Raw genomic sequence first — 22,216 nt, 5'->3', positions numbered from 1 at the left:
TCCCCCTCTATCCGATTCGCGATTTTCGCCAAATAGACTATGGTCAGATAAACCTCCTAAGCATAGGGTATCTGAGATGAACAAATATTTGGCAGAGCTGTTTGGCACATTTTGGTTAGTACTTGGCGGCTGCGGCAGTGCTGTATTAGCAGCAGCCTTCCCTGACGTCGGCATTGGCTTACTTGGCGTCTCGCTTGCGTTTGGCCTCACCGTATTAACGATGGCATTTGCCGTAGGCCACATTTCAGGCTGTCACCTCAACCCAGCTGTGAGTATCGGTTTGTGGGCGGGTGGTCGCTTTGATGCCAAAGAGTTGTTGCCATATATCATCGCGCAAGTGATAGGGGGTGTCTTAGCCGGTGGCGTGCTTTATGTAATAGCATCAGGCCAAGCTGGCTTTGATGCCGTCAGCTCAGGGTTTGCATCCAATGGCTACGGTGAACACTCCCCTGGACAATATTCTTTAAACTCAGCCTTGGTTACAGAAGTTGTCATGACTGCTATGTTTCTGCTGGTCATCATGGGGGCCACCGACAGCAGGGCACCGCAAGGCTTCGCCCCTATTGCCATTGGTCTTTGCTTAACGCTTATTCACCTTATCAGCATTCCAGTGACTAACACTTCAGTAAACCCAGCAAGAAGTACCGGCGTTGCTCTCTACGTAGGCGATTGGGCCATCGCTCAATTGTGGCTATTTTGGGTAGCTCCAATTATTGGTGCCATCATTGGTGCTTGGGTGTATCGCTCTCTAATCAGCAATAACAGTGACTAAGCCCACTTCTGCGCAGCCAGAAACAATAAAGGCGCGATAAATCGCGCCTTTGACATTGCTGTTCGTCTGCACAAGAGCTTAGATCTTTTGTCGCCCCATCAAAGAGTGTGACAATGTTGTGCCATCGACTAATTCAAGCTCACCGCCAACAGGCACACCGTGAGCAATTCGACTGGCCGACACTTGGTGTTCATGACAAAGCTCAGCAATATAGTGTGCCGTCGCCTCGCCTTCTACCGTTGGATTGGTGGCGAGAATCACTTCTCCGATGTCACCTTGTCTCAAACGGTAATCCAAAACATCTAAGCCGATATCACTAGGACCGATACCATCGAGCGGTGACAAATGCCCCATTAAAACAAAGTAACGACCAGAAAACTGACCTGTTGCTTCAACCGCTGCAATATCCGCAGGGCTTTCCACCACACACAATTGACCGTTCTCTTTGCGTTTTGGGTTGTTGCAGATGTGACAAATTTCTTCTTCCGTAAAGGTTCGGCACTGCTGACAATGACCTATCTCGGTCATGGCACTAGAGAGTGCGTCGGCCAGCTGTAGGCCACCTTTTCGGTCACGCTGTAACAAATGAAAGGCCATGCGTTGTGCTGATTTGGGACCCACCCCAGGTAAGCATCGCAAGGCCTCCATCAAATGCTCCAGCATATGGCTAGTTCGCATTAATTATGTCTCTAATCTTCCAATTAGAAAGGCATTTTCATGCCTGGTGGAAGTTGCATACCACCAGTTACTGACGCCATTTTTTCCTTTTGAGTTTCCTCAACACGACGAGCTGCGTCGTTGAATGCTGCTGCAATCAAGTCTTCTAGCATCTCTTTGTCGTCTTCCATTAGACTCTCGTCAATTTCGACACGACGCGTGCTGTGGCTACCAGTGATAGTCACCTTAACAAGGCCAGCACCAGACTCGCCAGTTACTTCCATGTTCGCGATTTCTTCTTGAAGCTTTTGCATGCGGTCTTGCATTTGCTGGGCTTGCTTCATCAGGTTGCCCATACCACCTTTACCAAACATAGGTTTCTCTCGGTTTATTCATAGTTCAATTAATAACATGGGGTCTCATTCATCAAATGCAACCCCTACCCACCGACAAAGCCGCTAGCCACAAGGGCATTGGCTCTGTCCGCGAGCGGCTTATAGCGGTCTAATACTCTCTTCGTCCAGTTGCGCTGCAAAGCGCGTCAACATGAACTGCACGTTGGGATCGGTGTGCAAGCTTTGCGCCGCATCGGTAAGCTTTTGCTGATACAAATGCTCACGTAGCTCCAGTGGCGTTGTGCCTTGCTCAGAGATCTCAATCGACAAATGACACTCTTGTTGTAATAAGACATTTAACCCTGCGAGTAGTTCGGATTGGTTTTTATCCGAGTTTAAATGCGCGTGGGTCGGTCTTAATCCAAGTTGAATTGAAGTGCCATCTATATTGTAAATCGAGTTAAGCGCAAGCTGCTGAACCAGCTTACCCACTTCAAGTTTCTCAATCATTTCCGCCCACATATCTTGTGCGGCGGCCTCAGCGGTCAAGCGTTTCGCCATCTCTGGCGTTTTCTCATGCTCTAACGCTTTTTTTAGCGTCGACGGTTTAATCGTCGGTTCGCTCTGCTGCAAAGCTGCATTGTTCGAAGGGCGCCATTGATATGGCTCATTCGAGGTCGGTTGTTGCGCTTGTTGCGCCGCGACATCTGACACCTGAGCCGAGCTTGGTGCTCGCCCCTGAGTGCGCATAGCAACTCGCTCTAATACAGAGCTTGGTTCAGATGACGCTTTAGGCTTTTTTCCAGGGGTCGCTCCAGAGCTTGACGTATTTTGCCCTGTCGACTGCCTGCGAGAACGAAGTTGATGACGCAAACCACCTGCAGGGCGCGTTGGTGCGCTTTGCGGCTGACCCGTAGACGAAGTCTGAGTGGGTTCAACTTGGTGCTGCGGCGCTTGGTTCTGCGGCGGGTGAGCGGCTGGTGCTGAGCGCTGAGGTGCCCCTTGCGATGCTCTTAACGGTGCGTGACCAGATGCACTTGGCGGCGCACTCATTTGCGAAGTATCAATGTACGGTTCAGGACTCTCCTCGTACTGAGGAATTGAACCAGCGTACTGCGGCGCACTTTGCGTATGTGACATTGGTGGAGTCGACATAGTTTCAACCGGTGCAGGCTGCGGCGGTACGTGATTCGTTGCCGCTACTGACACCGCTTGTGAAGGCGCAGCTGTAATTTCGCTCGCTTGAAGTTGGGCGACAGGTCTAAAGGCCAACATTCTGAGCAACGTCATTTCCACCGCAACTCGTTGCGACGGTGAAAATGGCAAATCTTGGCGACCTTTCAACGTAATCTGGTAGTAGAGCTGTACATCTGTCGCAGGCAATACACTGGCAAGATGGCGCACTTTGTCACCATCTGCGACGTCTCCGTCAATACTGGTTGGAAGCGCTTGAGCCATAGCGATACGATGTAACTGCGTCGCTAACTCGGACAGCAAAACATCCCAATCAACGCCGTTATCCGCTAATGCCGATAACGTCGTCATCACTTGCTGAGCATCGCCCGTTACGATGGCATCAAGTAATTGCAATGCTTGAGCAGTATCGAGGGTGCCTAGCATTTGGCTCACAACCTCGGTGTTCACATGCCCGTTACCCAGTGCAATAGCTTGGTCGGTCAAACTTAATGCATCACGCATACTGCCGTCAGCGGCATGAGCCAGTAGCGACAAGGCTCTGTGTTCCTGCGCGACGTTTTCATGGCTCAACACATGCTCGAGCTGCTGATGAATGTTATCAACCGTAATCGGCTTGAGATGAAACTGCAGACAACGCGATAAAATGGTCATCGGCAGTTTCTGAGGATCGGTCGTCGCCAACAAGAACTTCACATACTCTGGCGGCTCTTCTAGCGTTTTCAGCAGTGCGTTAAAGCTATGACGAGAGAGCATGTGCACTTCGTCGATCAGGTAAACCTTAAAGCGCGAACGCGCAGGCTTGTACTGAACATTGTCCAGGAGCTCACGAGTATCCTCTACCTTAGTGCGAGAAGCGGCATCAATCTCTAACAGATCAACGCTGCGCCCTTCATCGATTTCCTTACAACTCGAACATTCGCCACACGGCGTCGCAGTGATACCGGTTTCGCAATTCAAGCCTTTAGCAAACAATCGGCCTATCGTAGTTTTACCCACACCACGCGTACCACTGAACAGATAAGCGTGATGAAGTCGATTTTGGTCTAAGGCATTCTCAAGAGCAGTAAGCACATGCGCTTGCCCTACTACTTCAGAAAATTTCTTTGGTCGCCATTTTCTGGCTAACGCGAGATAACTCATGAGGCGTCCTAATTAGTGACCTTCAAATTCACACAGGCTGTATACATCGATACCTAGCGCTTCAAGTCGCTTATCACCACCAATCTCTGGCAGGTTAATAACAAATGCAGCGTGTGCGACTTCACCACCTAGCTGACGAATCAGCTTAGTTGTTGCTTCAATCGTGCCGCCAGTCGCCAGTAGGTCGTCCACCATCAGCACTTTATCGCCTTCAACAATAGCGTCTGTGTGAATTTCCAGGGTGTCCATGCCATACTCTAGTTCATAAGACTGTCCTACCGTTTCGCGCGGCAATTTACCTGGCTTACGAACCGGAACAAAACCCAAACCTAGCTCAAGCGCTAACGGTGCACCAAACAGGAAGCCACGCGCTTCTGTACCAACAATTTTAGTAAAGCCTTGGTCTTTGTATTTCTCTACCATTAGCTCAATTGTCGCTTTATACGCCGCCGCATCTTCCATCAGACTGGTCACGTCACGGAACAAGATCCCCGGTTTTGGGTAATCTGGAATGCTTTTGATGCTTGCTTTGATAAGGGAAATTTTATCGATAGTCATAGTATTGATCTCTGGAAAGGTCTTTGGGTGCCTGTCGTGCAGAGTACGGGTCTAAGCTTGTCGCGTGTCAAATCAACGGCAACTAGCTAGATACGTTCATTCTGTAGGTATTAAGTAAAACGCCCACATCTAAGGTGGGCAGACAACCTTCTAATGTTAGTGATTTTCGCGCTATTCAGCAACGGGCGGTTTCACAGGAATCCGCAAAAAGAAGGTAAAAGTAACAACAAACAGCGTTAACAGCATAAGTTTTAACCAAAGCGGTTCAACGACAAAAATGGACAGGGAAAAACTGGCGATAATAAGCAATGCACCTCGGCGCTTAACCGTTTTGGTCACGCAGCGGTCTTGCTCCCAGTCGGTAATCACTGGCCCAAGTTTGGGGTGCGACTGTAGCCATTGATGAAAGGCGGGACTACCACGAAAAAAACACGCACTAGCCAGTAGGAGAAAAGGTGTCGTTGGTAACAGAGGAAGAGCGATGCCAACCACACCTAAAACAACAGAAATACCACCCACTGTATTCCACATTAGACGCTTTACAGTGGTTAAATTCGTTCTGGTCAAAAACCTGCGTACCCGTTCATTACTCTAATCCATGTCAGAGTAGCGGGAAGCGTTGGGATTAGCAATGCAGCAATAAAGCCTAAAAAGTAAAAAATGTTGTAAGGTTCTTTGAATTCTTGATCGGACATGACTTTAACTCTTGGGTTGGGCTGAAAAAGTGTACTAAAAAGGGAGGCAATTGCCTCCCAAAGCGTTAACATTTTCACTATAACTCAATTACATTCCATCAAAAACCGATTAATTGTGGGGGTATTATCCCTCGTGTCGTGGCATTCAAACCATCAAGCTGATGTCCCAACTGAAACTGCTAGAACCAATACGATTCAGGGTCAGTTTGCCCGCCTCATGTAGCGCTAGATCTTTAGTCATAAAGTTACTCAAGCAGTTATCTCCCAGTCGCTTGCCTCCAGCGATATTAAAATGCGCCTGGCCATTATCCCAGCGACAATCGAGTCCAGCCGGCAAAATAGACACGGAACCCTCGGAGAGATCAATGGTACCAAACAGTGCCTCAACAGTACTTGTTCCATTAGAACATGCCATGCCCTTTTCTAGGTTTCGCGCCAACCCTTTGAGATCCACTGTGTTGTGCTGCAAACGACGCACATAATCATCAAACAAAGTTCGCACTAGAAGTGTACTGGCTACTCCGCCTTGGTCGGCCGAATCAGCATCAACTAAGTAAAATGCCAATTGCCCACTCATCAGCCAGCTATAGTCGAATACCAATGGCAAGCTACTCGCCGATTGCAATAGTCGGTAGCTGCTGCGCCAAGCCCCTAGCGAAGAATCTTTTTCTGGTAGAAGCGCCGTCAGTAGCTCTCTCGCTGCGTTGGGGTTTTGCTGTAAGTACTCCAGATGCCAATGAAGCTCTTGCTCTTGCTGCTCTCCATCGTTACTTTCATCATCCAATCGAAACCAACGGCTCACAAAGTCCGATTGTTCGGCCGCGCTCGAGCTCTCTTCAAGCACAACCTCTATGGCCTCTGCCAAATAGCGATAGTCACTTAGTGGCTTGGTTAGGAAGTCTTTCACCCCCATTCGCAATGCTTTTGCTACATCGCCCATATCCCCAGTTGCTGAAATCACGATCACTGGCAGCGACGGATACTCCACTCTCACCTCTTCAGTAAACTCCATGCCGGTCAAAAGCGGCATCGCCAAATCACAGAGAACAAGATCAGGCTGAACTTCACCAAGCATTTTGAGGGCTTCAAGGCCATCACCGGCCTCAACAACTTGGTGACCAATCGCTTCCAGGAACTTTCTGGTTACACTTCTAAATACTGGGTCATCGTCAACGACCATCACCCTAGCACTGTGTTGCTGCTCGATAGCCACAGCAACTTGACTGTCAGTTTTAGACATAAGACTACGCCTCACAAATTCCATTGAGCGTGTAATTGTTATTATTTTTGGTTTACATCAAACGTCGTATCGTAAGGAAACGCTACAATGATGCAATTCATTGACTATTGAAAACAGGACATACTCCATTCCTGAGTACTTTAACTGTAGGCAGAAATCCATTTTTATACAAATGCCCCCAATTGTGGCATTATCTTGTGCTCTCGGTTTTGCTATAAAAGTGTTCAATTCGCTGATTTCCCAATATTTACTGCCTGAATAAGCGAATGAACTTGAGACGGTCTGACTGGAAAACAGAGGGCTTTTTCAAGTTTTGGGCTATATTGAAAACCAATAATTACAAATAGTTGAATATATGAAACTCGATGATTTAAATCTGTTCCGACTTGTTGTGGAAAATGGGAGTTATACAGCAACTTCTCGTAAGACCATGATACCTGTTGCAACAATTACTCGACGCATTCAGGCACTAGAGGATTCGTTGAACCTTCGCTTGCTTAATCGTCATGCGCGCAAACTGTCACTCACCGAAGCGGGCGAGCGCTTTTACAATGAGTGCTCACCTTTACTGCAACGACTAACGTCTACGTCAGAAGAAATTGCCGACGAGTGTAAAGGGGCATCGGGTAAACTGAAGATTTCCTCACCATCAAACCTCACCAAACGTTTGATGATGCCTATGTTCAATGACTTTATGGCTCAATACCCTGATATCAGTCTTGATTTGACGATGAGCAACCACGCCGATCAGCTAGACCCAACCGAGTGGGATGTCATCTTCCGCGTTGGACCGCAGCGCGACTCTAGCCTTATTGCCCGCAAACTCAGCACAGTCAAAGATGTTTTGATCGCAACCCCAGAGTACTTAGCAAAGCATGGCGAGCCAAAACATGCTGAAGAGCTTTCGTCTCATCGACTACTCAAAGGTGCGCCACTGATTAAATGGCAACTTAAGAACGTCAGTGGCGAGTCTATCATCAACAATACTAAGGCACGATTTGAAGCCAACAGCCTCAATGTTGTGCGCCGCGCCTGCTCGGCTGGACTGGGTATTACCTTGATGCCAGATGTGATGATTCAAGAGCACATCGACAATGGTGATTTGGTGCGAATTTTACCAGAGTGGAGCGCCAACCCGCGTGACATCTACATGCTCTACAATCATAAAGATCATTTGCCAGAAAAAGTGCGTTTGTTTATCGATTTTGTCATCGACTACGCACTTCATTAATTCGCTAGATAAGAAAAACCAGAGCCGAGGCTCTGGTTTTTTTGTGCGTGCTTCTTTGCTTCTCTTAGAAAAGCGGCTTAGATACCTTCGTTATGAAGCTCTAAGTTAGCCAAGTCTTGCTGAATATCGCGCTGGACTTTCGCATCATCGTTACGCAATGAATCAAGGTAATCCAAGTAGGACTGATCGATATCGCCAGTCACATACTCACCATTGAACACTGAAGCTTCGAACTGTTTAACATCTGGATTGCCCAGACCCACCGCTTCCAAAAGGTCTGGAACTGTTTGGTAGATAAGCGCATCAGCACCAATTTGCTTACAGATTGCATCATTATCGCGGCCGTGTGCAATAAGTTCATTAGCACTTGGCATATCGATACCATATACGTTCGGGAAACGAACTTCTGGCGCAGCCGATACCATGTACACTTTGTTAGCACCAGAGTCACGAGCCATCTCAATGATCTGCTCTGATGTTGTGCCACGAACGATAGAATCATCAACGAGCAGTACGTTCTTACCTTTAAACTCAGAGCGGATAGCATTGAGCTTGCGACGTACTGACTTCTTACGCTGTTGTTGACCAGGCATGATGAAGGTGCGGCCTACGTAACGGTTCTTAACGAAACCTTGACGATAAGGTTTATCAATCGCTTGAGCAATTTGCAGTGCGATATCGCAAGATGTCTCTGGAATAGGGATAACAACGTCGATATCTAGATCTGCGAATTCATCTTTAATGCGCTCACCAAGCTTCTTACCCATTTCAACGCGAGCACTGTATACCGAAATCTTATCGATGAATGAATCTGGACGCGCAAAGTAAACGAATTCAAAGATACAAGGGTTTAGTGAAGGGTTGTCTGCACATTGGCGTGTGAATAGCTCACCATCAAATGTCGCGTAAATCGCTTCACCTGGCGCAACGTCACGTACAAAATCAAAACCTACCGCATCAAGTGCAACCGACTCTGATGCCACCATGTACTCAGTTTTGCCTGCTACTTCACGTTTACCCAAGCAAAGAGGACGAATGCCATTTGGATCACGAAATGCAATCATACCGTGCCCGATGATCATCGCTGCTACGGCGTAAGCACCTTTAATGGCACGGTGCACGTTAGTCACTGCACGGAACACGTCATCCGATGTCACATTACCTTTGACGGTATCAATTTCGTGCGCAAGAACGTTCAGCAGCACTTCTGAATCCGATGTCGTATTGACGTGACGACGATCTTTCTCAAACAACTTTTCACGAACTTCGTGTGCGTTGGTGAGGTTACCATTGTGTGCCAGGGTAATACCAAACGGAGAGTTTACGTAGAATGGCTGCGCTTCAGAAGCGCTAGAGCTGCCAGCTGTCGGGTAGCGAACATGTCCAATACCTACGTTACCTTGGAGGCGCTGCATGTGCTTCGCTTCAAAAACGTCTTTAACTAGACCATTCGCCTTACGCAGACGAAAACGATTGCTTTCTATGGTAACAATACCAGCGGCATCTTGGCCACGATGCTGTAAAACGGTCAAAGCGTCATAGATAGACTGATTCACAGGCGTAGAGCCAACGATTCCAACAATACCACACATGTCCTAATCCTCGATTTGCGACATTAGCTGGCGCCGCTAAGCGCCAGACAAGAAACTAGAAGTTGCTTCGATGTGTTCAAAAAACGGCTCAATGACCAATTTAAAGTGTGGAACCAGTTCTGAGGTTTCCCACCACTCGCTGTTGTTCAGCGTGGTAAAGGTATCAACAAAGAACAGTACCGCTGAGACGATAAGCACTCCTCGCAAACCGCCAAATACGATACCCAGTACTCTGTCTGTACCCGAGAGTCCCGTTTTCTGAACCAACTGCCCTATGACATAGTTAATGAGAGCTCCGACAATCAAAGTCGCAACAAACAAGGCAGCGATTGCGGCGCCATTACGAAACATGTCGTCTTCGATATTAGTAAAGTACACCGCAAGTTTTGCGTAGTACTGGCTGGCGATAAAGAACGCGCCAAACCATATCAAAAGCGACATTGCCTCTTTGGCAAAACCGCGAACTAAACTGATCAAGGCCGATAGCCCAATCACACCCAAAATGACAAAATCTAACCAATTCATGAATTCTTCATCTCAAGTTGGCGCGCATTTTAACAGAAAAATACGCGACGCAAACGTTTTCTTATGGATTTAGTGGTTTAAATTTGAGCAGTTGACCTCTTGAGCCGGTAATTTGCTCCAATTCAATCAATTGCTTCTCTAATTTACTTTTTGAAACATCAGGACCAATAATTACTCGAGTAAAGGTCTCCTCCTGCTTCACGTGAGCTTGATAACCGCGCTTTTGCAGATCTTTCACTAAGGCGTGTGCATTGTCGGCGTTTTTTAATGCCATCAATTGAATGATCCAAGCACTATCGGCGTAATCGTTGCGCTCAGGAACCTCTTGTGCCTTTACTGCCACTACATCGGCCTCTGGCTCTTCGACCACGTCTTCACCGACTGTCGCTTGCACAGGCGCTTCTGGAAGCACTGAGATGTCCTCTTCGGGCTCTAGCACCTCAAACGATTCCACATCGGCGTTGATTTCTGGCTTTAATGGAATGCTGGCAAATTCTTCTTTGTAGTGCAGCTTTTTACCATCAAGCAGGTCAGGCAGGATAATCACCCCGACCGCCACCAGTACGATGGTACCCACTAAACGGCTTTGGAATTTACTCGCCATGATTTCTCCTAGATTCGTATTTGCTTAGCAGCCTGATCCACTGCAGTGTGCCAGCACCTCACCAACCGTATGGAACGACCCCACAACCAGAATCAGATCGTCTGATTTGGCGTCCGATTTGGCTGCCTCATAGGCTGAAACTGGCGAATCATATCGGGTTAAAGTTTGGTTGGAATCAAGATGCGTGCATAGCTCATCCGCAGAGGCCGCTCTTGGGCCGCTTAATGATGCAGGATACCAATGCTCTGTCAGGGGATTCAAAACTCGAATGGTTTCGGCAATATCTTTGTCGTGCAGCATACCTATCACGACTTTAAATCGAGTGTTGGGATGCAAGCGATTAAGCTGAGTAACAAGGTACTCTGCCGAATGCGGGTTATGCGCGACATCGAGAATAGTTGTCGGTGTACCTTCCATTACCTGCATACGCCCTGCCAAGCGAGCGTTTTTAAGACCGTTGACGATGTTAATATCGGTAATATCAAGATTGGCTGTACCCAGTGCCATCAACGCGGTATTCGCATTCATCAGGGGTAATACTGGGATAGGCAAGTCTTCTAAAGCAAAGGTGCCGTGTTGCCAGCTCCAAGTGGAGTCTGAAGTTTGCGTGTAGTCAAATTGAATGCCAGTTTGATAGAACTCTGCACCAATATCGTCAGCATGCGCTGGCACTGTTGCTGGTGGCTTTGGTTGACCACAAATCGCTGGTTTACCCGCGCGATAAATGCCCGCCTTTTCAAAACCGATAACGTTAATGTCATCCCCTAACCAGTCAACATGATCCACTGCAAGACTCGTAATCACTGACACATCATGGTCGACAACATTCGTCGCATCGAGTCGACCACCAAGACCAACCTCTAAAAGTACGACTTCAACTTTCTGTTCTTGGAACTGCTTGAGAGCGGCCAAGGTCGCATACTCAAAAAAGCTCAGGCTAACATCACCACGCAGCTGTTCAATATAGGCAAAAGCCTGAGTGTGAGACTCATCTGGCAGCTCTTGGCCGTTAATACGAACACGTTCGTTGTAGCGAATTAAGTGCGGTGAGCTGTATACACCCACGGAGTAGCCTGCATCAAGCAAAATGGCTTCCATCAATGCACAAGTCGATCCCTTGCCATTAGTGCCGGCAACGGTGATAACAGTAGGAGCAGGTTTGGTAAGTTGACCTTTTTGCGCCACGACGGACACTCGGTCTAGGCCAAGATCAATGGCACTGGTATGGATACTGGTTAAGTAATCAAGCCACACCTGTAGTGAAGATGTGGCTTGTGGAATGGATTGTGAACTCATTTAGCCGTCAATATGTTAACGTTTGATAACTTAGTGAGTACTTTACCCTTTTTCGTCCGCTTCTGGTACTTCATATGTAGGTTCTTGTGGAGAATCTTCCACAGAGACCACAAGTGGTGACGCTTGGTTGGTCATTTTCGCTAGCATGCTGCCAACGCGCTGACGCATTTCACGACGATCAACAATCATATCAATCGCACCATGCTCTAGCAGGAACTCACTACGCTGGAAGCCTTCTGGAAGATCTTCACGAACCGTTTGTTCGATAACACGACGACCCGCAAAACCAATCAGTGCTTTTGGCTCACCGATGTTGATGTCACCTAGCATGGCTAGACTCGCTGATACACCGCCCATCGTTGGGTCTGTCATCACTGACACAAACGGCAGGCCTTTTTGCGATAGACGCTCAAGTGCAGCACTGGTTTTCGCCATCTGCATTAGCGACATTAGCGCCTCTTGCATACGCGCGCCGCCACTTGCTGAGAAACAGACAAGGCCACAGTTGTTTTCCATTGCAGCTTCTACGGCGCGTACAAAGCGAGCACCAACTACAGAACCCATCGAGCCACCCATGAAGGAGAACTCAAATGCACACGCCACAACAGGTTGACCTAGTAGTTCACCTTGCATGACAACCAGCGCGTCTTTCTCGCCACTGTTTTTCTGTGCGGTAGAAAGGCGCTCTTTGTAACGCTTAGAGTCTTTAAACTTAAGCTTATCTTGAGGCTCAAGCTCAGTTGCCAGTTCAACACGGTTACCTTCGTCTAAGAACGTTTCTAGACGACGACGTGCTTTCATTCGCATGTGGTGGTTACACTTAGGGCAAACCTCAAGGTTACGCTCTAGTTCTGCGTGATAAAGTACTTGCTCACATGAAGTACATTTAGTCCAGATACCTTCTGGGATAGATGCTTTGCGCGAGCTAACGATGTTGCTTTTTTCTAAAATCTTTTCAAGCCAACTCATGGAAGACCTTTTCTCTTGTTACCCCCGCCAATATGGCGAAAGTGTGAAATTCTAATTAATGCCGTGGGATTAAACCATATTACAGCCAAACTGTAGATAAAAAACTGGTTGTACCTATCCTTGTGACCAAGCCATAACTCTTGATCACGCTAACTTTTCACTGTTTGGAACCTAGTTACCAACCAGAGTTCAAATCATTCGGCAAAAATAGCGGACCAATTGGCATTTCTGGGAGCTGGTACTCATCTGGATAGTCGACGTCGACCAAATACAGACCGTCAGCTTTAGCCGTAGCGCCAGCCAGTTTGCGATCTTTTTGTGCTAGTAACCACTCTATCCACTCAGGTGGCTGCTCACCTCTACCGACCACAATCAAGCTACCGGTAATGTTTCGCACCATATGATGGACAAAGGCGTTCGCTTTAATATCAATCACCACGTAAGGGCCGTGGCGAGTCACGTTTAAGTGCATGATATTGCGCCAAGGGCTACGAGATTGACACTGCACGGCACGAAAGGACGTGAAATCATTTTCACCAAGTAGGTACTGCCCTGCTTGATGCATTTTTTCTACATCCAAGTCGCCATGATAATGACTGATACCAGAAGATAAAATTCCAGGACGTAAATCGTGATTGAAGATCACATAACGATAGCGACGAGCGGTTGCAGAAAAGCGTGCATGGAACGCTTCTGGGACTTCTTTTGCCCAGCGTACCGCAATGTCTTTAGGTAGGTTTGCATTAACGCCCATCGTCCAAGCAACAGGCTTTCGGATCGCAGATGTTTCAAAGTGCACCACTTGCCCTGTACCGTGTACACCGGCGTCGGTACGCCCCGCACACTGAACCTCTATAGGTTCATTGGCAACAATAGATAGCGCCTTTTCCAGTTTTTCTTGAACACTGGTAACTTCGCGCTGTCTTTGCCAGCCGAAGTATTTTTCACCGTTATATTCAATACCTAATGCAACTTTCATAGTTAACTCTGCATCTGTGATTTGTCAAAGGGGGCAAAGTATATACGCAACTCTACTTGGTATAAAGTCACAGCCTGTGAAAGCTTGGTCATTTCTTGATGCTTTGCGCCTTTAGGATTTAACCTTTGATTGACGCAGCAAACGCTTGAGATAAAAAAACGGTGGCAAGCCACCGTTTTCGATTCTATTGATGCTCTGAGAGTTTACTCAATAGCTGCCTCGCTTCTTGCTCAATCTGGCCTGAACCCTCGAGCAGAACTTTCTCTAGCAGCTTAACCGCTCCCTGGTAATCATTCATTTCAATATAGATTTTCGCCATATCAAGATTACCTGCCGCTTCTGAGTCGCAATCCACATCCACCTCAGAAATAGGCCCAATAACATCAGGAAACTCATCAAGGCCGACATCCAGCTTAAGCTCTTCCTCTTCTTGATCAGCCGCATCTCCATCATCGACTTGGGCCATGAGCTCATCGATGGTCATAAACGACTTCTCTTGACCATCAAAATCAGCCACAGGATCTTGTGAAGACCAATCTTCATCCGATGCATTCGCAAGTGATCCAACGTCTTCACCACTCCAAATCGCCTGCTCTTCATCAGGAATATCGTTGTTGATGGCAGCGCGCTGCTCATCGGTCAGCGTAAATCCATTCCAATCTTCGCCAGCATCAGAGTTAGAGGTTTCTTGCAGCATTGCGTCAATATCTAGGCCTGCGCTGTCTGCCGTCGTCTGATCTACAGGCGAGATGTTTGAGAATGTTGCACCGTCACTGTCTTGTAAAAGCTCGTCAAGATTGCCTTCTTGTTCAATCGCTGACATGTCTACCATGCTAAAGGCATCGGCAAGCGCATCTATTTCCGAATGATCCAGCGTTTCACCAATCATTTCTGACGTCGCGGCCACCGGCTCCTGCATCGGCGCCAAGTCCATCGCAGCTTGTTGCTCATCGTACTCTGGCAGTGATTCTAACGAGAGAGCTTCTTCAAACTCTGCGCTGTGAACCGCAGGCTCCATTGACTCACTTGACGGCTCAACATCGCTCTCATCGAGATCAAGTAAGGCGTCTTGCTCGGTAAACTCAGGGAACTCAAAATCTTCTAAAGGAGCGTCAGGTGCCTCCAATGAGGCTGGCTCCGCACTCTCATCTGCAGACGCATGACTGTCATTCGTTTCTTCGGTGCCATTTGCGCCCGGCTCCGTAACAGAATCAAACGTTAAGTCATGTTCTGTCTCTTCACTAGTTAGCTTGCTTGCCGGTTCAGCCGTCAGCTCAGGTTGCACGTTTTCCTGAGTGAGATTGGCATCGGCAAACGCGTGTTCTTCGCTGTACTCTGGCAGTTCAGCATCGTCAAACGTTAACTCGCTATCCGATGAATCCTCAGACATTGGCTGATCATCGTTATCACCCTCTGCATCAGCAAATGCTTGCTCTTCACCGTACTCACTTTGCAGTGCATTGGCGAGAAACTCCGCATCCTCTTCATCATCTGGCGTTTCAACAAGCGTGTCCAAACTGCTAGGTCCGGCATCATCCGCCACTGGCTCATCTACTAGCCAATCATCATCTGACGGCACTCCAAATTCATTGGCAACCAAGGCATCAAGCTCTTTACGCGCCTGTTCGCTGTCATCTCCTTCGTGAGAAAGTTGACTGCCACCTTCAATTTCTGGAACAAATTCAAATTCAGAGTTAGACGCTATATCTGACTCCGCGCTTTTTTCTGCCTGAGGGTCGACAGTATGAGGCTCAGTGGCGGCCTCAAGACCGGCGGCTACCTGCGCGTCAAACATTTCGTCTTCTTGTGCTGACGCGAGCGATTCAGGTTCAATATTAAACTCTGACGGTATATGGTCCTCAAACGCAGGCAGCTCAGGGTCAAGCGCATCGGATATAAGCGGTTCAAGTTCGGTATCTAGCGCCTCGCTTGCCTCCAGCTCCGGTTGCTGCACATCCAGTTCAGCATCACTTACAGCCGCTGCCACTTCATCTGTTTGAACGTCAGGCGCGATGTCGGTTTCATCACTAAGATCAAACGCATCGTCCACCTGCAGTTCATCATCAAGATTAGGCTCATCATCAAGGCGTAGCTCATCTCCTGACAGGAGCTCGTCATCAAGGTCAGTATGTTCAGAAGAAATGACATCTTCATTATCTAGCTCTGCCAATGTTGACGTACCCACCTCGGCAGCACCCTCTAGCGACACGTCCTGCATTGGCGTATCTGCTAGTTCCTCATGGTTGGTGTCTTCAGGTGATGATTCTAGTGCTGTCTGCTCTGGCGCATTCGCCGCAAATAGAGCGTCCATTTCATCATCACTGATTTCAGAGCCTAATAAGTTATCCGCACTGAATGGGTCAAGGTCGAAGTCATCCTCAGATGGTTCATCACTGCTACTTGATAGGCTGCTCTCAAACAGCACCTCATCCAAGAGCTCTGTACTGTTTTCATCCAGTTCAGTTTCTTCATCCGCTAGAAGCTGAACCTCATCGTCATCCCCAGCAGCGGGTGGCTCTGCAGATAGCATTTCATCCAGCGTTAGATCGGAGTCGTCAAGCTCCGAGAGCTCAAAGTCATCCGTGAGCATCTCGTCGAGTAACTCGACATCGTCACTCTCAGTGTCTGGTTTAATTGAGTTCTCAGCCTCGGCATCAATTTGCGAGAACTGCGCAAACAGATCATCAATATCGTCATTATCGACGTTGTCAGAAACCGTGCTATCGGAAACAGCACTCTCTAGTGAAGTGTCAAAGCTTGTTGTCGCATCGTCACTTTCCTGTGCATTGTTGACCTCTTCCTCTGCAATCAGTTTTTCCAGCGATGCTAATGGCGAATCAGCAGACAGATCGTCTAAATCGATCTCCCCTTCATCAAGATCAAAATCGTCACCCGCTAGGAGCTCATCCATTTGCGCTTGGTTAAGGGCGCTATCTTCATCCAACCCGCCTTCAGCAACATTCTCTTCAGCTGCACCTTGAGTGTCTAAACTAAAGTCAGCAAACAAACTATCAAGGTCGTCTTGAGACACGACATCATTGCTGCTGTCTGTATCGTCATCGGATAGGTTTAAATCCAACTCTTCGTCATCACCAGGAACCGCAACGTCATTCAGAGCGCGCTCCATTTCTTCAAGACCAAGTGCTTTCTCACCATCTTTGACGCTGATGCCATTGTTACTGGTGTCAAGATCAACAACACCAATGTCCAACTCACCATCGTCATCGATACTCGCAAACGGGTCGTCCTCATCATCAAGGTTGAAGTCAAAGTCCGCTTCATCAAGATCAGCAAATACATCATTCGCATCACTCTCTTCGTTGTCACTTTGTTCGGTTTCATCGTCAAGACCAGCCAGAAGATCATCTGAAAACAGATCATCTTCTTCGCTAGCAACTGCGGCAGCGGCCATAGCGGCGCCACCACCAGCAGCAGCGGCAGCCATGTCAGACTTATCTGTCGTCTCCGTCTGAGAGTCCGTTAGTTGCTGCTTAGCAGGCTCATCATTGCGGCGTTTACGCGAACGTAGTAGCGCCATAACAAGTAGGCCAAGGAGCAGAGCAGGGACAAAAGCAAGTAATGCCACAAACCAAGGCTTAGCAAGCCATACATCGAGCTGGCTTGGTGCCAGTCGTGCCATTTCTACTTGCTTACGCTTTTCCTCACTGAGCTGACGCTCAACTTCCGTGCGGATGCGCTCTTCATTATCAACTTCTGTTTTTAACGCTTCCACTTCATGCTGAACTTCAGACAGCATAAGTCTTAGTTGGTGGTTGCGCTCTTCTAAAGACAGGAGTTCACTCTCTGAGCGACTCAGCTCTTCGCGAAGTGCCTCAGTGACATCGGGGGCTTGAATTTTCGGCGCTGACACTTCAGGTGTCGAAGGTTGCGGCGATGTTTCTACGGCAGGCGTAGGCTCAGCTTTCGCCACTGGAGGCGCTGTCACTACTTCTGTTGGTTTTGGCTGCGGTTTTTTCGGCTCGGGACGTGGCGGAGCTTCCACCACTGGCGAAGGTTGATTCAGTTTGTTCTGATGTGCCGCCAACACCGCCAATGCTTCTTGCAAGTCAACGCGATTAATCAATGCATTGGATGGAATTCGCAGCTCACTACCTGGCAATAATTGATGGATATTGCCTTTTTCAAACTGCCCTGGGTTTAGCTCATAGAAGGCATAAATGGTTTGCTGAACACTCGCACCTGCTGGCTTAAAACGAGATGCTATTGACCACAAGGTTTCATTTTGCGCAGTCGGGCCATAATAACGCGAGGGTGCGCTACTCTCATCGTTAGCGAGTTGACGGACAGGTTGCGAATATTGCGGAGCCGAGATGACCTCGCCGTTAGGACCGGTTAATCGAATAGTATCAGCGCTGATAGATAAAGATGTTGTCGCTCCTGCTAGTGCTAACGTCACTAGCAAAGGCTTTAAAATTTGATGCATGGAAGGCTCAGCTGTCTGCGATATAGATTACAAAAATTATCTCGTTACTATATCGGATATTGAGTCCAAAACTATAGTTCAGCCTTTAAAAAACTTGATTCAAGCATGATATCGGTACCAATTTTACATTGGTTAACAGCACAAAGGCCCCTAAAAAGGAGCCTTTGATTAAAAAGTAACAGCAACGGTGTATAAAGCACCACTCTTGCCCAGCAGAGGCCGCTGAACAAGAGTTGAGCAAGCTACCGTTTAGAAGTAGTCTCGGATAAGTACTTCTGCAATTTGTACCGCGTTGGTTGCCGCCCCTTTACGGACGTTATCTGCTACCACCCACAAGTTCACACCACTGTGGTGACTAATGTCATTGCGAATACGACCTACCATTACGTGGTCTTTGCCACCTGCGTCACGAACTTGCGTTGGCATATCTTCACCGTGGAAAACTTCGACGCCTTCCGCTTGTTCGAGTAGTTGCACCACTTCCTCAGCAGAGATTGGCGAGCTAGTTTCTAGATGCACGGCTTCCGCATGTCCGTAGAATACTGGCACTCGAACGCAGGTTGGGTTAACCATTAGATTTGGATCATTGAAGATTTTTTGCGTTTCCCACACCATTTTCATTTCTTCTTTGGTGTAGCCGTTATCCATAAATTGATCAATTTGTGGAATACAGTTAAATGCAATTTGCTGACCAAACGCTTTTGGCTCAACAGGTTTACCATTTAGCAGCATCGCCGTTTGACCTGCGAGCTCATCAATGCCGCTCTTACCCGCACCAGAGACGGATTGGTAAGTGGTTACGTTGATACGCTCAATGCCTACTGCATCATGAATAGGCTTAAGCGCCACCAGCATTTGAATGGTAGAACAGTTTGGATTAGCAATAATGTTGCGGTTTCTAAACTCCGCGATTGCCTCTGGGTTCACTTCTGGCACCACTAACGGTACATCGTAGTCGTAACGGAAATTAGAAGAGTTGTCGATAACCACCACACCTTCATCAGCGGCGATAGGTGCCCATTTGGCCGACTGTTCACCACCTGCAGAAAACAGAGCGATGTGGACTTGTGACCAATCGAAGTTTTCTACGTTCTCAACTTTCACTGTTTTGCCGTTGATACGATAGGTCTTGCCCTCACTGCGCTCACTCGCTAGCAGGTAGATATCACCCATCGGAAACTCACGTTCTTGCAGCACTTCTACCATAGTTTCACCTACAGCGCCTGTTGCTCCAAATACAGCGATATTAAATTGTTGGCTCATTTAGTTACCTCGATTTGAAATCCTAATTCTGCTAAAGGTGCTAAGTTACATGACTCATCACCTTTAACAAGGACAGCGCCATATTCGCGTCTATCCCAATAAAACTTACGCATTTTGTCGAAGCCATTTTCGTTGTGGATCTCACGACGGAAAATTGCATCGTCCTTGCGTACATCATAGATTATCTGCGTCATACTGTGCAGCGCAGCTTCATCCCAAGCTCGATCCAGTTTCAGTTCTGGAATAGGGGCGACCGGAAGAAGTGCATCTGGATTTGCACGTTCAGACAACCCTAAGAACTCACAATAGCTATTGAAAATCATGGTGGTGCCACGGGCTTTACCTTCCAAACCATAACCCGCTATGTGGGGGGTCGCGAACGTTAACAGAGGTAGCAACTCAAAATCAACTACTGGTTCAAACTCAAACACATCCAGCACAGCAGTAAAGCCATCTTTTTTAAGCAGGCGTTGCTTTAACGCTTCGTTGTCAACAACAGGTCCACGAGCAGCGTTAATCAGGATCTGATCGCTTCGGAAGTTTGCAAGACGTGCTTCGTTAATTAAGTGATGAGTCGGATAATCACCGTCGCGAGTGATCGGTGTGTGCGTCGTCACTACATCCGACTGCTCAAGCAGAGTATCCAATTCGGTGAAGGTCCTTGTATCGCCCTCGTTTTGCTTAATCGGATCATTGAGCAAGACTTTGATGCCAATACCTTGCAGACAAGTTTGTAGGTAACTACCAACCTGACCACAGCCGACAATGCCAACCGTCTTGTCGAAGATAGAAAAACCCTGTTGCTGAGCAATCACCATCAAACTGCTAATTACATACTCAGCGACACCTACTTTGTTACAGCCAGGAGCAGCGGTAAAGAAAATGCCGCGCTGCGCTAGCAGAGCTTGGTCAACATGATCCATACCCGCAGTCGCGGTACCAACAAACTTCAATTTGTTCGCTTTTGTCAGTAGCGCTTCGTTAACCTTAGTGATGGAACGGATCATCAATGCATCCACATCAACAAGATCGTCAGCCGTCAGTTCACGACCAGGTTTTGCGACGACTTCACCTAGCTGACTAAACAGCTCGACAGCATAAGGCATTGCCTCATCTACAATAATCTTCATGGGAGTATCCAAAGGGGTTGTCCTTACAATAGGCTGAATTGTGCAAGATATAGCACCATGTGTCGAGTGGGCGATACATAAAGATAGCGTAAGGCAAAATTCAGGTACAAAAATGCCCAGCCATTTGGCTGGGCAAGATCCAGAACAAAAGGATTTTAACCCGCTCTCCAGGGATTAAAACTTGCGTCTGCGACTGGTTTTCACCAGTCAGCTCTGGAAATCATAGAACTGATTAACCAGGATTAACCTTGGTACTTTTTCAGTACTAGCGTTGCGTTGGTGCCACCGAAACCAAAGCTGTTAGACATCACTGTGTTTAGCTCTTGTTCACGAGTTTCAGTTACGATGTCTAGACCTTGTGCCGCTTCATCTAGCTCATCAACGTTAATGCTTGGAGCAATAAAGCCGTGGTGTAGCATTAGCGTTGAGTAAATCGCTTCGTGTACACCTGCCGCGCCCAGTGCGTGACCGGTCATTGCTTTGGTTGCTGAAATAGCCGGGCTGTTGCCGCCAAAGACTTCTTGGATAGCGCCAAGCTCTTTAACATCACCTACAGGTGTTGAGGTACCGTGCGTGTTCACGTAATCGATCACTTCAACGTCTTGCATTGCCATCTTCATACAACGTACTGCGCCTTCACCAGATGGTGCTACCATGTCGTAGCCGTCTGATGTCGCGCCGTAACCTACGATTTCACCGTAGATCTTCGCACCACGTGCAAGCGCGTGCTCTAGCTCTTCAACAACAACCATACCGCCGCCGCCAGAGATTACAAAACCATCACGGTTCGCATCGTAAGTACGAGACGCTTTTTCTGGAGTCTCGTTGTACTTAGTAGACAGTGCGCCCATGGCATCAAACATCATTGTTTGCGACCAATCTAGCTCTTCACCACCACCAGCAAATACGATGTCTTGCTTGCCTAGTTGAATCAGCTCCATCGCGTGACCGATACAGTGAGCTGACGTTGCACACGCAGAGCTCATTGTGTAGTTCACACCGCGGATTTTAAATGGTGTTGCCAGACACGCTGACACAGTTGATGACATAGTACGAGGTACCATGTAAGGACCAACACGCTTCACGCCTTTTGCGCGTAGTGTATCCACTGCAAGCGTTTGGTTAAGTGCCGATGCACCACCAGAACCAGCAACGATACCTGTGCGGTCATTTGAAACTTGATCGTCTGTCAGACCTGCGTCTTCGATCGCTTGCTCCATTGATAGGTAAGCGTACGCAGCTGCGTCGCCCATGAAGCGCATTTTTTTACGGTCGATATGCTCAGCTGGGTTAATTTTCAAATCACCCCATACTTGAGAACGAAGGCCCATCTCTTTGAATTGCTCAGAGGCGTTAATACCAGACTGGCCTGCTTTAAGAGACGCTAAAACTTCTTCAACGTTGTTACCGATGCTCGAAACAATACCCATACCGGTAATTACGACTCGTTTCATGTGACATTCCTATAAATTCAAAAACGGCTAAATGATAACGAAGATACAGGATAAAAGTGGTCAGCTTTCCCATAAATTCGTACAATTCGCATCAATAAATGCTACTGATGCCCCACTAAATGTAGTTGTGTTAAT

General features: G+C 47.8%; 18 protein-coding genes. 2 read left to right on the top strand and 16 right to left on the bottom strand.

Features of this window, described 5'->3' with window-relative positions; genetic code table 11:
• Window positions 1-76 precede the first annotated feature (76 nt).
• Entirely contained in the window at window positions 77-772 is a 696-nt protein-coding gene (gene aqpZ / locus AAA946_RS05320; RefSeq protein ID WP_338163930.1) for an aquaporin Z, read from the top strand.
• 78 nt (window positions 773-850) lie between these two features.
• Here the strand turns inward: aqpZ and recR are convergent, their stop codons facing one another.
• The 6 genes from recR to AAA946_RS05290 form a co-directional block, all read right to left on the bottom strand.
• Window positions 851-1,450: a recombination mediator RecR gene (recR, locus tag AAA946_RS05315; protein WP_338163929.1), complete on the bottom strand. Its 600-nt coding sequence runs from the start codon at window positions 1,448-1,450 to the stop codon at window positions 851-853.
• A gap of 23 nt (window positions 1,451-1,473) precedes the next feature.
• A complete protein-coding gene (locus AAA946_RS05310) occupies window positions 1,474-1,803 on the bottom strand; it encodes a YbaB/EbfC family nucleoid-associated protein (protein ID WP_042474318.1) in 330 nt (109 codons plus the stop codon).
• Between the two features lie 120 nt (window positions 1,804-1,923).
• Window positions 1,924-4,101 carry a DNA polymerase III subunit gamma/tau gene (dnaX, locus tag AAA946_RS05305; RefSeq protein WP_338163928.1) on the bottom strand — a complete coding sequence of 726 codons (2,178 nt, stop codon included), beginning with the start codon at window positions 4,099-4,101 and terminating at the stop codon, window positions 1,924-1,926.
• A 12-nt stretch (window positions 4,102-4,113) separates the two neighbouring features.
• Window positions 4,114-4,659: an adenine phosphoribosyltransferase gene (gene apt, locus AAA946_RS05300; RefSeq protein ID WP_338163927.1), complete on the bottom strand. Its 546-nt coding sequence runs from the start codon at window positions 4,657-4,659 to the stop codon at window positions 4,114-4,116.
• Window positions 4,660-4,830: 171 nt separating this feature from the next.
• On the bottom strand, window positions 4,831-5,190 hold the full coding sequence (locus AAA946_RS05295) for a YbaN family protein (RefSeq protein WP_338163926.1): 360 nt from the start codon (window positions 5,188-5,190) through the stop codon (window positions 4,831-4,833).
• A gap of 309 nt (window positions 5,191-5,499) precedes the next feature.
• Entirely contained in the window at window positions 5,500-6,594 is a 1,095-nt protein-coding gene (locus AAA946_RS05290) for a response regulator (protein WP_338163925.1), read from the bottom strand.
• A gap of 355 nt (window positions 6,595-6,949) precedes the next feature.
• Between AAA946_RS05290 and AAA946_RS05285 the strand changes: the two genes are divergently transcribed.
• The gene (locus tag AAA946_RS05285) at window positions 6,950-7,825 is read left to right on the top strand and encodes a LysR family transcriptional regulator (protein WP_338163924.1); all 876 of its coding nucleotides are present in this window, start codon (window positions 6,950-6,952) and stop codon (window positions 7,823-7,825) included.
• A gap of 77 nt (window positions 7,826-7,902) precedes the next feature.
• On the opposite strand, the gene purF is transcribed toward AAA946_RS05285, so the two are convergent.
• The 10 genes from purF to fabB all read right to left on the bottom strand — a co-directional run bounded on the left by purF (window position 7,903) and on the right by fabB (window position 22,081).
• Window positions 7,903-9,417 carry an amidophosphoribosyltransferase gene (gene purF / locus AAA946_RS05280; RefSeq protein ID WP_338163923.1) on the bottom strand — a complete coding sequence of 505 codons (1,515 nt, stop codon included), beginning with the start codon at window positions 9,415-9,417 and terminating at the stop codon, window positions 7,903-7,905.
• Window positions 9,418-9,453: 36 nt separating this feature from the next.
• The gene (locus tag AAA946_RS05275) at window positions 9,454-9,942 is read right to left on the bottom strand and encodes a CvpA family protein (protein WP_338163922.1); all 489 of its coding nucleotides are present in this window, start codon (window positions 9,940-9,942) and stop codon (window positions 9,454-9,456) included.
• A 61-nt stretch (window positions 9,943-10,003) separates the two neighbouring features.
• Window positions 10,004-10,546, bottom strand: a complete 543-nt coding sequence (locus AAA946_RS05270) for an SPOR domain-containing protein (protein WP_338163921.1) — start codon at window positions 10,544-10,546, stop codon at window positions 10,004-10,006.
• Window positions 10,547-10,570: 24 nt separating this feature from the next.
• A complete protein-coding gene (gene folC, locus AAA946_RS05265) occupies window positions 10,571-11,842 on the bottom strand; it encodes a bifunctional tetrahydrofolate synthase/dihydrofolate synthase (RefSeq protein ID WP_338163920.1) in 1,272 nt (423 codons plus the stop codon).
• 42 nt (window positions 11,843-11,884) lie between these two features.
• Window positions 11,885-12,811 carry an acetyl-CoA carboxylase, carboxyltransferase subunit beta gene (gene accD, locus AAA946_RS05260; protein WP_338163919.1) on the bottom strand — a complete coding sequence of 309 codons (927 nt, stop codon included), beginning with the start codon at window positions 12,809-12,811 and terminating at the stop codon, window positions 11,885-11,887.
• Between the two features lie 175 nt (window positions 12,812-12,986).
• Entirely contained in the window at window positions 12,987-13,790 is an 804-nt protein-coding gene (truA, locus tag AAA946_RS05255; RefSeq protein WP_042499217.1) for a tRNA pseudouridine(38-40) synthase TruA, read from the bottom strand.
• A 184-nt stretch (window positions 13,791-13,974) separates the two neighbouring features.
• Window positions 13,975-18,234, bottom strand: a complete 4,260-nt coding sequence (locus AAA946_RS05250) for a FimV/HubP family polar landmark protein (protein WP_338163918.1) — start codon at window positions 18,232-18,234, stop codon at window positions 13,975-13,977.
• Between the two features lie 249 nt (window positions 18,235-18,483).
• Window positions 18,484-19,497, bottom strand: a complete 1,014-nt coding sequence (locus AAA946_RS05245) for an aspartate-semialdehyde dehydrogenase (RefSeq protein ID WP_338163917.1) — start codon at window positions 19,495-19,497, stop codon at window positions 18,484-18,486.
• A complete protein-coding gene (locus tag AAA946_RS05240) occupies window positions 19,494-20,627 on the bottom strand; it encodes a 4-phosphoerythronate dehydrogenase (protein WP_338163916.1) in 1,134 nt (377 codons plus the stop codon). The genes AAA946_RS05245 and AAA946_RS05240 overlap by 4 nt, the downstream gene beginning before the upstream one ends.
• 242 nt (window positions 20,628-20,869) lie before the next feature.
• A complete protein-coding gene (gene fabB, locus AAA946_RS05235) occupies window positions 20,870-22,081 on the bottom strand; it encodes a beta-ketoacyl-ACP synthase I (RefSeq protein ID WP_338163915.1) in 1,212 nt (403 codons plus the stop codon).
• Window positions 22,082-22,216: the final 135 nt, after the last annotated feature.

This window comes from Vibrio sp. 10N, assembly GCF_036245475.1.
Classification (GTDB): Bacteria; Pseudomonadota; Gammaproteobacteria; order Enterobacterales; family Vibrionaceae; genus Vibrio.
The sequence above is the reverse complement of the archived record's forward strand: the minus strand, read 5'-3'. Positions and strand labels throughout refer to the sequence as shown.

What these genes read in the sequence shown, in the direction of transcription:
- aqpZ (WP_338163930.1), top strand. Translation starts at nt 77, where the DNA reads ATGAACAAATATTTGGCAGAGCTGTTTGGCACATTTTGGTTAGTACTT.
- recR (WP_338163929.1), bottom strand. Translation starts at nt 1,450, where the DNA reads ATGCGAACTAGCCATATGCTGGAGCATTTGATGGAGGCCTTGCGATGC.
- AAA946_RS05310 (WP_042474318.1), bottom strand. Translation starts at nt 1,803, where the DNA reads ATGTTTGGTAAAGGTGGTATGGGCAACCTGATGAAGCAAGCCCAGCAA.
- dnaX (WP_338163928.1), bottom strand. Translation starts at nt 4,101, where the DNA reads ATGAGTTATCTCGCGTTAGCCAGAAAATGGCGACCAAAGAAATTTTCT.
- apt (WP_338163927.1), bottom strand. Translation starts at nt 4,659, where the DNA reads ATGACTATCGATAAAATTTCCCTTATCAAAGCAAGCATCAAAAGCATT.
- AAA946_RS05295 (WP_338163926.1), bottom strand. Translation starts at nt 5,190, where the DNA reads ATGTGGAATACAGTGGGTGGTATTTCTGTTGTTTTAGGTGTGGTTGGC.
- AAA946_RS05290 (WP_338163925.1), bottom strand. Translation starts at nt 6,594, where the DNA reads ATGTCTAAAACTGACAGTCAAGTTGCTGTGGCTATCGAGCAGCAACAC.
- AAA946_RS05285 (WP_338163924.1), top strand. Translation starts at nt 6,950, where the DNA reads ATGAAACTCGATGATTTAAATCTGTTCCGACTTGTTGTGGAAAATGGG.
- purF (WP_338163923.1), bottom strand. Translation starts at nt 9,417, where the DNA reads ATGTGTGGTATTGTTGGAATCGTTGGCTCTACGCCTGTGAATCAGTCT.
- AAA946_RS05275 (WP_338163922.1), bottom strand. Translation starts at nt 9,942, where the DNA reads ATGAATTGGTTAGATTTTGTCATTTTGGGTGTGATTGGGCTATCGGCC.
- AAA946_RS05270 (WP_338163921.1), bottom strand. Translation starts at nt 10,546, where the DNA reads ATGGCGAGTAAATTCCAAAGCCGTTTAGTGGGTACCATCGTACTGGTG.
- folC (WP_338163920.1), bottom strand. Translation starts at nt 11,842, where the DNA reads ATGAGTTCACAATCCATTCCACAAGCCACATCTTCACTACAGGTGTGG.
- accD (WP_338163919.1), bottom strand. Translation starts at nt 12,811, where the DNA reads ATGAGTTGGCTTGAAAAGATTTTAGAAAAAAGCAACATCGTTAGCTCG.
- truA (WP_042499217.1), bottom strand. Translation starts at nt 13,790, where the DNA reads ATGAAAGTTGCATTAGGTATTGAATATAACGGTGAAAAATACTTCGGC.
- AAA946_RS05250 (WP_338163918.1), bottom strand. Translation starts at nt 18,234, where the DNA reads ATGCATCAAATTTTAAAGCCTTTGCTAGTGACGTTAGCACTAGCAGGA.
- AAA946_RS05245 (WP_338163917.1), bottom strand. Translation starts at nt 19,497, where the DNA reads ATGAGCCAACAATTTAATATCGCTGTATTTGGAGCAACAGGCGCTGTA.
- AAA946_RS05240 (WP_338163916.1), bottom strand. Translation starts at nt 20,627, where the DNA reads ATGAAGATTATTGTAGATGAGGCAATGCCTTATGCTGTCGAGCTGTTT.
- fabB (WP_338163915.1), bottom strand. Translation starts at nt 22,081, where the DNA reads ATGAAACGAGTCGTAATTACCGGTATGGGTATTGTTTCGAGCATCGGT.